Source organism: Mesorhizobium sp. C399B, from assembly GCF_030323185.1.
In the GTDB taxonomy this organism is placed as follows: Bacteria; Pseudomonadota; Alphaproteobacteria; order Rhizobiales; family Rhizobiaceae; genus Mesorhizobium.
The window spans coordinates 5,147,024-5,160,742 of the sequence record NZ_CP100472.1 but is presented as its reverse complement, the minus strand read 5'-3'; the positions used below and the strand labels follow the sequence as shown (position 1 = coordinate 5,160,742).

The window sequence follows — 13,719 nt, the reverse complement described above, 5'->3', positions numbered from 1 at the left end:
CTTCAGTCGCGTAGGACGCCGGCCGCTTTGCCCCATTCAGCTACCTTATCGGCGAGCGGCACGCGTACGATGCTGTCGCTGAAGTAGTCGATGAAGTCCGGGCCAACCTCTCCCATGTCGGCGGAAGACAGCTCACCCCAAGGAGCTTCTGGGAACAATTCCACAAATGACGCGCCCGCTGCGATCGATACCGGCGGCTCGCGCATCCTCTCAACAAGCCAGGCAAGCCGGCCGCGATCGCCCAACATGCCGATGCTGCGAACCGCGATTGAGGCGGTCTGGGGCGACTGCATTAATCCGCCGAGCCATGCCCGAACTTCCGTTTCAGGCCCGCCCTTGATCGCGGCGCGGAGCGCTATCAGCCTGTCCTTCCCCGGCGTTTCAACCGCTGCTCTCAATGCGTTTTGCGCCAACCCGGCATGACCCAGTTCAACCAGCGACCAAGCCGACCAGAATCGCGCATCTTCGTCGGAATCGTTGAGCGCAGCGTTCGCCTCGCCGGCAAGATCGGTTCGTTTGAGAACGCCCACCAGCCGTAAGCCCGCCACACGAACGCGGGGATCGGGATCGCGAGCTAGCCGCGGCAGCAGGTTCTTTGGATCGACCGAATGCACCAGACATGCCGAAACGCCGAGAAAGCGTTTGAAGGCGTCGGCATCGGTGATCCAGTCCCTCACATGCGGTCCGATTCGGTCGGCCGCATGCCACCGCAGCGCGCCGATGAACCCGTCCGGGCTCGGTGTCAGTTCGCGGGCATGCCCCACCGCTTCTGAAAGCCTGACTGGATCGTTGAACTCGATCGCGGTCCAGGCAAAGGCAAACAGTTCCCCACTGTCAGGATAGTCTTGCAGTTGCTGAAGCAGGCTCGGCCACGCGGCCTGGTCCGCGATGCGCAGTCCGTCCATGTTGGCTTCGATACGGTCGTCGATATCCTTAGCCGCCACCAACGCGGGCGGCTCTTGCGCAAGAAGGCTCTCGCGCTGCACCCAAAGAAAGGCAACCAGTTCCGCGTGCTGCCTGACCACAAGGCTGGCGATGCGCGGGCGATGGAAGCTTTCGACGGGCGACATCAGTTCAGATTGATCGAGCCGCCACGGATATAATTCGGCCCGCTGGAGTGGCTGACCAAGTATGTACCGCGGATGACGATCTGCCCATCACTATCCATCACGATGGATGCCTTGCCGCAACGCAGTTCGAGCCGGTCATTGGCGCGGATGCGTACACGCTTGCCGTCGCGGATAACCTCTACGCCGGGCCTGCGCGCCGGCTCGACGATGCGACCGACGATCAGCGGCTTGCGCGGATCGCCCTCCTGGAAAAGCAACGCCACTTCCTTGCCGACCATATCGGAAGACAATTCGCTGAGGCTGCGCGCAGGCTGCGCCGTTTCCTCGGGATTGCCGGCAAAGACCACGAGGGGCACGCCTTCTTCGCCGAACCCCATGAAAACTCCGATCACAACGCCATCGATTGCACTCTTGACTCTGGCCATCGCGTCCCTCAATTCTCGTTGATCTTCGAGCCTTTGATAATGACATCGCTCGACGCCTTGACGTTAATTTTCCCTGAACCCGTCACCGTGATGTCCTTGCCGTCGATGATGATGGTACCGTCCTTCTTCATCACGATCTTGGAGCTGCCGCACTTGAGGGTAATGTCGTCGGCTGCTTCCACTGACAGGCTCTTACCGACCTTGATGCCGGTATTCTCCTTTACGTCGGTAAGGCTGCCCTTCGCTACCTTCAGGATGTAACCGCCGCCAACGTCGGTGCTGTCGTTCGACTTGATGTTGGCAGCGCGGGAGGCGCCTACGTCCGTCGTCTGGGATGCGGCGATCGCAACCGACTGTCCGGCACCGATACTGATGTTCTGTCCCGCGCCTATGGTCCATGTATCACTGGTGCCTATGCTGTGCGTCTGGCTGATGCCCACGCTGACAGACCTCGTCGCGCCGATCGTGTTGCTCTGGAGTCCGCCGACGGTGCGCTGTTCCGCTGCTCCGACAGTATCGACGCGCGCCGCCCCGACCGTGACCGTCTGCACAATTCCGACGGTCTGCGAATGGTTGGCGTCGATGTTCTCCGTCGAATTCGACATGACGTGAATCGTCTCATTCGCCCCCACCGTCAGCGCGCGGTTGACCCCCACCGTCTCGGTGTCGTTCGACCCGATATTGGTGGTCTGGTCGACACCGACCTTGACCGTCTTGTTGTTGCCGACGTCCTCGTCGAGGTTGTGGCCGACGGAGTGCTTGGCGTCGTGGTCTATGCGGTCGGACTGGTCGTGCTGGACCAGCTTCTGGCGATCATTCTTGATCAGAAGGTGATGGTCCTTCTGCGCCTGGAAATTGACCAGTTCGGAGCCGGCCTTGTCCTCGAACATCAGCTCGTTGTAGCCGCCACCGCCCTTCGACGAGTTGGATTTCCAGCCCGACTGCGTGGCGTTGCCGGGCAGCCCGTAGGGCGGCATCTGCGAGGCGTTGTAGACCCGGCCGGTGATGATCGGCAGATCCGGATTGCCTTCGATGAAATCGACGATGACTTCCTGCCCGATGCGCGGGATCTGGATGAAGCCCCAGCCGCTGCCGGCCCAGGTCTGCGACACCCGCACGAAGCAGGAGCTCTTCTGGTCCTTCTTGCCGAGGCGGTCCCAGTGGAACTGCACCTTCACCCTGGCATATTTGTCGGTGAAGATCTCCTCGCCGGACGGACCGACCACGGTCGCCGTCTGCGGCCCGCGCATGATCGGCCTTGGCGTGATGCGCGGCGGCCGATAAGCAACTGAGGTCGGCGCCACACCGAGCACCACCTTGAAATTCTCGCCATCGGTGTCGACGCCGGCGCGATAGCCCGGATCGAACAGCCGGTACTCGGCGCTGATCACCAGATACTCCTTGTTCTGGTCGTCGCGCGGAAAGCCGTCGAGCTTGAAGGTGCAGCCGGAGAACAGGCCGCGCACGGTGCCGACAGCGGCAATGCGCATATGCGGCGCCTGGATTTCTTCGCGCCTGATCGCCGCCAGGCTGTCGCCGCGCCCGACTTCCAGATGCGCGCCGGGGTGGCGATAGTTCTCGCCCGCGGCCTGCTTGTGGCCGAAGGGCTGCGCCGACTTCGCCATCAAATCGGCGGCGGGTTTTTCGAAGTCATAATCGGTGTGGGCATAGGCGCCGGGGCGCACCGCGCTGCCTGGAATCCAGTCGGTGATGTACTCGACGTCGCGGCGCGAGCCCTGCCCTTCGAACTGATAGAGCACCGTCTCATAGCCCGGCGCTGGCTTCAGCTTGCTCATGGCGTCGGCCAGGATCAGTGTGTGCTCACCCTCGGCATGCTCGAAGAAGTACATTATGCCTTCATGCTCGAGCAGCCGCTGCACGAAATCGAGGTCGCTCTCGTCGTACTGCACGCAATATTCGCGCGGCGGATAGGAGCCCTGCAAGCGCTTCTCGAACTTGGCGATGCCGCCATATTTGGAGAAAATCTCCTCCACGATCTCGACGGCAGTCTTGTCCTGGAAGATGCGGCAGTCGGTGGTATTGCCGAGGAACCACAGCCACGGCCTGACGACCGCCTCATAGTGAGCCAGCCGATCTTCGATGCGGGTAAGGCGAAACTCGGCGATGAGGCCGCTGAACCAGCGCTTGGGGTCGGCCTCGCCTTCGATCGAAACGGTGCCGCCCAGCATCTTCAGCGGGTCGACATCGGCATTGGTCGAGACAAATCCAACGGTGTAGGCAAGGCAGCGGCTGATCTCGTCGCGGCCGACGAGATGCGTAAAGGTCAACAGCTCGGCGCCGACCGGCGTCTGCACAAGCGCGGCGCGTTGTTCACTCGGCATGGGTCGTGCCCCTCCTGAGCGCTAGTGTGGCAGGTTCGAAGCCCTTCTTGTGTTAACGACCTCACGTTCAGGGATATTTCGCAACTTGCCACCCAAGCCATGTTGAGCCTACCACATGTTCAATGGCAGACCAAAGAGGACAAGCGGCAGGCCGTTGCTGTTTGCGCCGCTTTCGCCAGTGTGAAACGCCGCTCTCCCGCTGTGCCCGCAAGCTGCTAGACTGTGGCACATCGGATCAATGGAAACGGCAGCGGTCGACGGTCCATAGCGCATGTTCATCAGTCTGCAGATCAGCAATGTCGATGTCCTGCCTGCCGGGCTGCCGCCCGGCTACGCATCGCGCGACCGCGGCTTCGAGATCGGGCGGGAGAACTGCGCCTGGACCTTGCCCGATCCGGACAAGTTCATCTCCGGCCGACATTGCGAAATCCGCTACGAAGGCGGCGCCTTTTTTCTCCACGACGTCTCGCGCAACGGCACATTCGTCAACGGGTCGAGCCAGCGCCTGACCGGCCCGCATCGGTTGGCGCAAGGTGACCGGCTCCGGATCGGCCGCTATATCGTCTCGGTGTCGATCGATGACGGGAACCCAGCCTTCGGTGGCCATGGTTCGACGCAACGGCAGATGCCCGTTGCCGGATCCTTTCCAGACCATGTCGCATCGCCACGGTCACCGACCGCGCCACCCGCTTCGGTCTCCAGCCGGCCGCAGCAAGCCGACGAGATCCTGCGCGCGATTGCCGCCGGCGCCGGCATTCCGCCAGAGGTGCTTTTGCTGCGCCAACCGCAGGAGGTAGCCGGCGAGATCGGCGCGGTGCTGCGCATCCTCGTCGACGAGCTGGTGTTGCTGTTGAAGGCGCGCGCCGCTGCAAAAGTCCTGGCCAAGACCAGCGACCGGACCATGATCAATTCCGCCGACAACAATCCGCTAAAGTTCGTGCCCGGGACAGACGAAATCCTCGACATCATGTTCGCGCGGCGCAGGGCCGGCTATCTCGATGCCAGGCACAGCATCGAAGACGCTTTCCACGACCTCAAAACACATGAATTCGCCACCTTCGCCGCCATGCAGGCAGCGCTGTCGCGGTTGCTTGACGATCTGTCGCCCGAGGCGATTGCGAAAAAACTGCCGCCATCCTCCTTTGCCTCGAAGAAAACGCGCGCCTGGGACGCGCTGGTCGCGACCTGGCGGGCCAAGGAGGAAGCGCACGAGAACGGCATGCTGGACATATTCCTCACCTATTTCAGTGAAGCCTATGCCAAGGCCGCCAAACAGAAGACCGGCAAGGGCTAAGCCCGCGCACCGCTGAAGACACCGTGAAGGCGACCCGAGCACGGGCCGGCCACCAAAATTGCGCCGGGTTTCCATCGCAACCTTCTGAGACTACGATCACATACGACGATTGAGCACGCGGGTACGGTTGGTCGACCTCGGGGGTCTGCGGCACATGTCATGTCACGGCGAGATAGCGTCCTGCGGTCCGCGTTTGCGCGGACATGGCGCTGTGCGTCGCGGCGCGCGGGCGTAGAGGCAGGGATCGGCGATGAGCTCGAAGGATGATCCTTTCGATCCGACCGGCAAAACCGTCATCCGCCCCAGCCGCCCCAATCCCGGCCGCAAGCAAAAGACGGTTCTCGCCCGCGATGCGCCGGCCCCCGGCAGTACGGTGATCGCCCCTGCCAGCGTCCCGGAACCCACGGTTTTCGATCCCAACGCCGGCCGCCAGCCGCCGTCCGACGTCACGGGGACGGTGATCTATCAGGGAACGCCACTCGCCAACGCGCCGGCCGATCCGCCCGTTCACGGCTCAGCCGGGACGGCGGGGAAAACGCCATGGGATGCGCTGCTCGGCGCCAGCGATGCCGTCGATTATGGCGCGGCCAACCCGATCGTCGCTGCCGCGGCGCCCTTGCTGATACTGCTTGGGCATCTGCGGCTGATGGCTGTCGAAAGACCGGCCGAGCCGCTGGCGCAGCATGTCGCCGGCCTGATCGAGGATTTCGACCGCAAGATCGCCAGGACCGATACCTCGGAAGAGGATGCGCGCATCGCCAGCTATGTGCTTTGCGAAACCGCCGACGATATCGTCGCCAATCTGCCCGGTTCCAGCCGGGATGCGTGGGCGCAGCACGCCATGCTGCAGCGCTTCTTCCAGGTCAAACCCACCGGCGCCGGTTTTTTCCAGGCGCTGAACACGGTGCTGGCGACGCCGGAACCTCATCGCAATCTCATCGAGCTGATGCATGTCTGCCTGTCGCTTGGCTTCGAAGGCCAGTATCGCGGCCAGCCGCGCGAGAGCCTCGAACGGGTCCGCCGCGACGTCTACGAGACATCAGCCTATTTCCGCGTCCTCGGTGACGACGACATCTCGCCGCGCTGGCAAGGCTTGTCGGTCACATCGGCGCAAGGCTCCAGGCGGGTTCCGCTCTGGGCCATAGCCGCTGCAACCGCGGCAGTTTTGACCGCAGCCTTTTTCACGCTGCGCGTGCTCATCACCAATGATGGCGAGGCTGTTGCCGGCGAGTTGCTGGCGCTCAATCCGGCGACGCCGGTCACCATCGAGCGCACCGGTTTCGTGCCGCTGACCGAGGAGGTGAAAGTCGTCGCAGCGCCAACGACGATTGCGCAGGTCGATCGCATCCGCACTGCCTTGGCCAAGGAGATCGAAGGCGGCGGCGTCAGCGTCGGCACCAAGGGTGATTTCATCATCGTGGAAATCAGCAACGCCCTGCTGTTCCAGTCGGGACGAGCCGAGGTCAAGCCGGAGTTCGAGCCGGTGGCCGCCAGCATCGCGGCGGCTCTCGACGCGGAGCGCGGGCCGATCCGGATCGTCGGCCACACCGACAACGTCAAACCGAAGAAGACCAGCGCCTTCAAATCGAATTTCGACCTCTCCGTCGCACGTGCCCAGTCAGTGGAAAAGATGATCGCAGCGCATTTCAGCGATCCGTCGCGGACAAAGGTCGAGGGCAAGGGCGAGGACGAGCCCATCGCCGACAATGCAACGCCGGACGGCCGCGCCAAAAACCGCCGTGTCGATGTAATGATCCCGCGGGAGGAGATGCTGTGACCGGCTGGCTGCTGCGCATCTTCAGCGCGCTCGCGCTCGCCGGCTTTGCCGCCGCGGTCTGGTACGCCGGCCCGTTAATCCGCTTTGCCGGCGCCCGGCCGTTGGATCCCATCTGGCTGCGGGCAGCGATCATCGGCATCGTCGTCGGAACGGTGGCGATCATCTATGCAATCCGGTTCTGGCGCAGGCGCAAGGCGCAGAAGGCGCTGGAGGCCGCCATGGCCAGCGCCGAGGATGACGGCAGCGATGCAAAGGTGCTGGAAGCTCGCATGAACGAAGCAGTCGCGACGCTCAGGCAGTCGAGCGGCAAGCGCAACTTCCTCTACGACGTCCCCTGGTACATCGTCATCGGCCCGCCGGGCGCCGGCAAGACCACCGCGCTGGTCAATTCCGGCCTGAACTTTCCGCTTGCCGGGTCGGGCCAGGCGCAGCCGGTGGCGGGTGTCGGCGGTACGCGCAATTGCGACTGGTGGTTCACCGACGAGGCGGTGCTGATCGACACGGCCGGGCGCTACACGACGCAGGATTCCCATGCACGGACCGACAGCAAAAGCTGGCTGGCGTTCCTGTCGCTGCTCAAGCGGCACCGGACGCGTCAGCCGATCAATGGCGTCATCCTGGCGATCAGCCTTGCCGATCTGATGGCGGACGGAGAGCAGGCGGCCCGTGTCGCCGAGATCCGCAGCCGCCTGCAGGAAATCCACGAGGTCCTGAAGGTCCGCTTTCCCGTCTACGTGCTGTTCACCAAGGCCGACCTGGTCTCCGGATTCATGGAATATTTCGGCGGTTTCGACGAAGCACGCCGGCGCAAGGTGTGGGGCGCGACCTTCCAGACCGCCGAGCGCGGCCTGAACATGGTCGCAGAAGCGCCAGCCGAATTCGACGCGCTGGTGAAGCGCCTGACCGAAGAGATGAGCGAGCGGCTGCAGGCGGAGACCGATCCGGTCGCGCGCATCGCCATTTTCGGCTTCGCCGCGCAGCTCGGTGCGCTGAAAGGCCGGATCGTGAATTTCCTCGAGGGCGTTTTCGAGCCGACGCGCAAGCAGCTGAACGCCCCCCTGCGCGGCCTGTATTTTTCTTCCGGCACGCAGGAAGGCACGCCGATCGACCAGTTGCTGGGCAGCATAGGCCGCAGTTTCGGCAGGAATGCCCAGGCGCATCTTTCCGGCACCGGCAAAAGCTTCTTCCTGCACGATCTGTTGAGCCGCGTCATTTTCGCCGAGTCCGGCTGGGTGTCCTATGACAGGGCGGCCGACAGGCGCGTTGCGATCGCCCGCTACGCCGGCCTGACAGCGATCGCGGCCATAGCGATCGCCGCGCTTGGCGTTCTCGGCCTGAGCTTTACGACCAACAAATCGCTGGTCGCCGCGACCGGCCAGGCGGCAGGCCAATACCGCGCGACAGCCGCGCCGCTGCTGGCCAGCACGACGGTGTCGGATGCCGACCTCGAAACCGTCATCGGCGCGCTCGATGCGCTGCGCGGCCTGCCGGCCGGCTACGATACGAGAGACCAGCCCACCCCGGCCACGGCGACGTTCGGCCTCAGCCAGCGTGAGCGTATCCTTTCGGCCTCCGAGACCGCCTACCGGCAGGGGCTGGAGCGGATGTTCCGCTCGCGCCTGCTGTTCCAGCTCGAACGCACGATCGAGGCCAGGATGGCCGATCCGATGGCGCTGTACGAGCCGCTGAAGATTTACCTGATGCTGGGCGGCAAGGCGCCGAAAGTGGATGACGAGCTGGTCGTCACCTGGCTGAAACGGGACTGGGAACAGAACCGCTATCCCGGCGCCCACAATCGCGACGGCCGGGCGCAATTGGAGAAGCATTTGCGCGCCATGCTGGCGCTCGACAACGACCAGGATCCCTCGTTCGAACTCAACCGCACGCTGGTCGAATCCGCCCAGCGCTCGCTCGGCCGCATGAGCCTTGCCGATCGCGCCACCGCTCTCATCCAGTCGGCCACCTATGCGGCGGCGCTGGACGATTTTTCGGTGGCCTCGCAAGCCGGCCCGGAAGCGCCGATGCTGTTCGAGCGCAATGACGGAAACGATCTCGCCGGCCTTCGCGTCCCCGGTCTCTACACCCATGCCGGCTTCGACTTCTATCTGGCGCAACTTGCCAGGAGCGCGCAGGCGCTTGTCGACGATCAATGGGTGATCGGCTCGAGCGGCGAGCAAGGCGGCTTCGACCAGGAATTGCTCAAGCTCGGCCCGGAACTTCTCGACCGCTATGGCAAGAGTTTTGCGGCGGCGTGGAACGAGGTGCTCGACAGGTTGAAGTTCAAGGCAATGGCCGCCGACAAACCGCAATATCTGGCGCTGTCCGCAGCGGGATCACCGAGTTCGCCGCTGATGCAGCTGTTCGAGGCGATCGCGCGCGAAACAGCTTTGACGCAAGAGCGCAATCCGGCTGCGCCGTCTCAAGACAGCGACCAGGAAATCGCCGCGCGCGCCAAGGGCCTCGCCCGCATCGGCATCGAGATTGCGGCGCGCAAATCGCAGAGCCGGGCCGGGACCGCCTTTGTCAGCACCCAGAACCAGGATCCCGGCGCCAACATCGAAGCCCAGTTCCGGTCTTTCCAGGCTTTGGTGGCCGGGGCGCCGGGGCAGCGGCCGCTCGACGCCCTGACCCAGAATTTCCGCGAAATCTATCAGAGCGTGCGGCTGGCCGCCGATGTCCCCGCCCAGACGGACCAGGCCAACGCCAATCTGCAGCTGCAGATATCGACTCTACGCGCCAACGCCTCGCGGCTGCCGAAGGCGCTGGCCAGGATGGTGAGCGCGGCGGCGGACGATTTCGAGGGCACCGTCGCCGAAACATCGACCACGCATCTCAACGAGATGCTGGAGGAGACCGTCGGCCGTCCGTGCGAAGAGGTGATTGCCGGGCGCTTTCCATTCGCCCCCGCCGGTACCGACGATGTCGCCATGGCGGATTTTGCCAGATTGTTTTCTCCAGGCGGGGTTCTCGACCGGTTCTTCGCGCAGAACCTGGCGTCGCTGGTCGACATGAGCGGCCAGGACTGGGACTGGAAGCAGGACACCAGGTTCGGCCGCAATCTGGCGAAGTCGACGCTGAAGAACTTTCAGCTCGCGGCACAAATCCGCGCGGCTTTCTTTCCGCTCGGCGGGCCGGTGCCGTCGATCAACATCACCTTCACGCCGCTGTCGCTGCATGGCGATGCCGACATGGCGCTGCTCAATATCGACGGCCAGGTGCTGCAGGCCACCCAGGCCGGCAACACGCCGGGCCTGATTCCGTGGCCGGGCAAGACCGGTTCGGCCAGTCTCAGCCTGACGCCGGAGCTGCCCGGCCGCGAGTCCGCAATCAAGTTCGACGGTCCCTGGGCTTTGAAACGATTGCTGGACAAGGGGCAGGTCACCGCCAATGGCGACAGTCTCGAAGCGCATTTCGTCATCGGCGGACGGGATGTCGCCTACACGATCAAGACCGGGGAGGACGGCAACCCATTCACGCTGCCGGCGCTTTCCGCGTTCAGCTGTCCGAAGGCTTTCTGATGGGGAATTGCATGGCAGGACCAGCGATTGGAGGACGCAGAGACAGCGGCGGCACCACACGGTCCGTCATCAGCGGCTTAGATTTCGATACTCTAATGAATGGGGCTGTGGCAGACTGGCCAGGCACGTCGGCCAAGGCGTTGCGGAGCGTAGGCAAGTGAACGATGCCGCCTTTGAGAGCTACGGCGTGAGCCACAAGGGCTGCGTGCGTGACCACAATGAGGACAGCTTCCTGGTCGAGCCGCGGATCGGCCTCTGGGTGGTGGCCGACGGCATGGGCGGGCACGAGGCCGGAGAAGTCGCTTCGGCAAGCATTGTCGAGCATCTGGCGACGATCGGCATCGCCAGTTCGGCGCCGGATCTGCGCGCCCGCTTTGAGGATCGGCTGAACCGGGCGCATGCCGAGATCCGCCGGATTTCGCGCTCGCGCGGCGTGACCATCGGCTCCACCGTTGCCGCACTGCTGGCCATGGACGGCAGGTTCGCCTGCCTGTGGTCGGGCGACAGCCGCGTCTATCTCGTGCGCAACGCCGCGATCGCGCAGATTTCGCGCGACCACACCGAGGTCCAGGAACTGCTCGACAGCGGCGCGATCAGCGCGGCCGAAGCGGAGAACTGGCCGCGCCGCAACGTCATCACCCGCGCCATCGGCGTCAACGACGTAATCGCCATCGACTTCCAGCAGGGAGAGACCCTTGCCGGCGACATTTTCATCCTCAGCACGGACGGCCTGACGGCGCATGTCAGTGACGCGGAGATTGCGGCTGCAGTGCTCTCGGCAGCGCCGCAGGCTGCCTGCGAAAAGCTGCTTTCCATGGTGCTTGAGCGCGGCGGCACGGACAACGTCACCATCGTTCTGGTCAAGATCAGAGACAAAGGCAATGGCCTGTCCCGAGCAGAAGGCCGCGACCGATGAGCTCCGACGACAAGACCCGGCTATTGCCCAACATGGCGGATACCAGCGTCGGCACGCAGCTCAGCGGCATCTACGAGCTCGACGAACGCATCGCGTCGGGCGGCATGGGCGAAGTCTATCGCGGCCACAACATCCAGACCGGCGATCATGTCGCGATCAAGATCGTGCTGCCGGAATTCGCCCGCGATCAGACGATCCTGTCGCTGTTTCGCAAGGAAGCCTCGATCCTCAACCATCTGTCGCATGACGCGGTCGTGCGCTACCACGTCTTCACCATAGATCCCGGCATCGGGCGGCCCTATCTGGCGATGGAATTCGTCGACGGCCAGTCGCTGTACGACGTCATGCGCGGCGGGGCGATGGCGACTCCGGATGTGCGCAAACTGTGCCACCGGCTGGCCTCGGGCCTGAGCGCCGTGCACCAGGCCGGCGCCATCCACCGCGATCTGTCGCCCGACAACATCATCCTGCCGGGCGGCCGGGTCGAGCGGGCAAAGATCATCGATTTCGGCATTGCGCGATCGGCCGCGGTCGGTGGCGAGACGCTGATCGGCGGCAAGTTTGCCGGAAAATACAATTACGTCTCCCCCGAGCAGCTCGGGCTCTATGGCGGCGAGGTCAGCGAACAGTCCGACATCTACAGCCTGGGGCTGGTGCTGGCGGCGGCGCTGCGCGGCAAGCCGATCGATATGGGCGGCTCGCAATACGAGATCGTCGAAAAACGGCGGACCGTCCCTGATCTCTCCGGCATCGATGCCGATTTCAGGGACATTGTCGAAGCGATGCTGCAGCCTGACCCGGATGATCGACCGGCCAGCATGGCCGAAATCGCCCGGTCAACGCGCGACGACAGCGACGCGACCTTGCCGCCGGCATCGCTCGCGCCCCGGCCCGGTCTGCCGCGAACCGGGCAGACCGCAGGGCCTGTCTCGAAGGTCGGGGACTCGCCGGCCCAAGGCTTCGGTTCGGCCCCGCCAAGCGGCACGGCGGAGCCGTCTTTCGTGCCGCACGTGCGCCCGGCGCACCTGTCGCAGCCGAAACCGGCTGCTGAAACTCCCAAGCGAGCAAGCACACCACCGAAGCGTGCTACTACAGGCAGAAATCTGACGATCGCGGTGCTGTCGGCGGTGGCCGTGGTATCGCTTGGAGGGCTCTATGCATCGGGTATCGTGGGATTCGGAGACCGGCCTCGCGTCACCGACACCGGCAAGCCGCTCCAACCCGAACTGACAAAGCCGATCGTCGCTGACAAGCCCGTTCCGGACACTGCGCCGGTCGAGAAGACGGTGCCAAAGCCGCAACCAGCGGAGACTCCGGCTGAAGATCAGGCCAAAGCGCCGGTCGAGCCGCAGCCGACGCCGCCAGTCGCGTCGAGCGCTACGGCCCCGCTGCCGGCCGCACCAACCGACAAGACCGTCGCGCTGCAACCGCCATCCGGCCCGTCACAGTCCGATGCCGCGAAGAACCCCGAGCCTGTCAGTCCGCCGGTAGAGCCCAAGGCGACAGCGCCGGCCACGCAAACACCTGAACCAACGGCCGAGGCACCCACGCCCACAGCACCGGCGCCGGAACCCACCGCTCAAGCGCCCGAGCCCAAGGCGCAGGCGCCTGAACCGACCGCGGAGCCTAAGCCGAGCCAGCCCGATATCGCCAGCGGTGAGCAGGCCGACAAGCCGGCAGAGCCCGACATTGCCATGAACGTGCCCAAGCCGGAGGTGCCGCCACCGGCCGATGCGGCCGCGGAGCGGGTCACCTGGGTACGCGCCTTCAATGGTGGTGATTGTTTTTTTGCGACGGTGACGTCGGCCGCCGACAAGGGTGTCGCGATCGAGGGCTTCGGCACGTCGGTGCCACCCTTCGAACAGTTGCTTGGGGAATTCCAGGCGAAGTTCCATGTCGAGCCGGATATCAGCGTCCGCCTTATCCAGCCCCCGCAATGCGGGATCACCGGCTTCCTGCGTTTCATGGGCGCGAGCACGGCCGACAGGCCGCAGCTTGTCCTCGACCAGACATCGGTGCCGGACGGCTCGCCGATCGACGGCACGCTGGTGACGCATGGCGGGCTGGTGTCGAGCGTGTTCCTGATCGACCACAGGGGCATCGCCTTCAACCTCGACGACCATGTTGTCGTACAAGCTGACAAGGCGACCTTCTCGATCCCGATCGGGCTCGGCACCGCCGACAAGGCGGCTGGCAAGGCGTTGCCGCAGATCATCATGGTGATCACCGGGCCGCAGGACATTAAGGCGGCGGACTTCACAACGCCGACGCCGGCCTCGGTGCTGTTGCCCAGGATACTCGACGAGATCGGCGCCAGGAGTTCGGCATTTTCGGCGACCGCCAAATATTTCCGCCTCGGCGGCTAGCACCGACGCCG

General features: G+C 64.3%; 8 protein-coding genes. 5 read left to right on the top strand and 3 right to left on the bottom strand.

Translation table 11 applies throughout. The features are described from left to right. Nucleotides 1-2 precede the first annotated feature (2 nt). From NLY36_RS24460 to NLY36_RS24450, 3 genes are read right to left on the bottom strand one after another with little or no spacing between them, the layout of a single operon-like run. Nucleotides 3-1,070, bottom strand: coding sequence for a HEAT repeat domain-containing protein (locus tag NLY36_RS24460; RefSeq protein ID WP_023695282.1), 1,068 nt, complete (start codon nucleotides 1,068-1,070; stop codon nucleotides 3-5). Further along, a complete protein-coding gene (locus NLY36_RS24455) occupies nucleotides 1,070-1,495 on the bottom strand; it encodes a DUF6484 domain-containing protein (RefSeq protein ID WP_023695281.1) in 426 nt (141 codons plus the stop codon). The genes NLY36_RS24460 and NLY36_RS24455 overlap by 1 nt, the downstream gene beginning before the upstream one ends. Before the next feature lie 8 nt (nucleotides 1,496-1,503). Continuing rightward, complete coding sequence (locus NLY36_RS24450; protein ID WP_023695280.1) at nucleotides 1,504-3,837, bottom strand: type VI secretion system Vgr family protein; 2,334 nt, start codon at nucleotides 3,835-3,837, stop codon at nucleotides 1,504-1,506. Between the two features lie 271 nt (nucleotides 3,838-4,108). Between NLY36_RS24450 and tagH the strand changes: the two genes are divergently transcribed. From tagH to NLY36_RS24425, 5 genes are all read left to right on the top strand, one after another. Next, nucleotides 4,109-5,131, top strand: coding sequence for a type VI secretion system-associated FHA domain protein TagH (gene tagH / locus NLY36_RS24445; protein ID WP_023695279.1), 1,023 nt, complete (start codon nucleotides 4,109-4,111; stop codon nucleotides 5,129-5,131). Nucleotides 5,132-5,381: 250 nt separating this feature from the next. Then, nucleotides 5,382-6,908: a type VI secretion system protein TssL, long form gene (gene tssL / locus NLY36_RS24440; protein ID WP_023735642.1), complete on the top strand. Its 1,527-nt coding sequence runs from the start codon at nucleotides 5,382-5,384 to the stop codon at nucleotides 6,906-6,908. Next, nucleotides 6,905-10,426, top strand: a complete 3,522-nt coding sequence (gene tssM / locus NLY36_RS24435) for a type VI secretion system membrane subunit TssM (protein WP_023735643.1) — start codon at nucleotides 6,905-6,907, stop codon at nucleotides 10,424-10,426. Before tssL ends, tssM begins: the two co-directional genes overlap by 4 nt. A 157-nt stretch (nucleotides 10,427-10,583) precedes the next feature. Continuing rightward, complete coding sequence (locus tag NLY36_RS24430; protein ID WP_023735644.1) at nucleotides 10,584-11,342, top strand: PP2C family protein-serine/threonine phosphatase; 759 nt, start codon at nucleotides 10,584-10,586, stop codon at nucleotides 11,340-11,342. Continuing rightward, the gene (locus NLY36_RS24425) at nucleotides 11,339-13,708 is read left to right on the top strand and encodes a serine/threonine-protein kinase (RefSeq protein ID WP_023735645.1); all 2,370 of its coding nucleotides are present in this window, start codon (nucleotides 11,339-11,341) and stop codon (nucleotides 13,706-13,708) included. Before NLY36_RS24430 ends, NLY36_RS24425 begins: the two co-directional genes overlap by 4 nt. The last annotated feature ends 11 nt before the right edge of the window (nucleotides 13,709-13,719 follow it).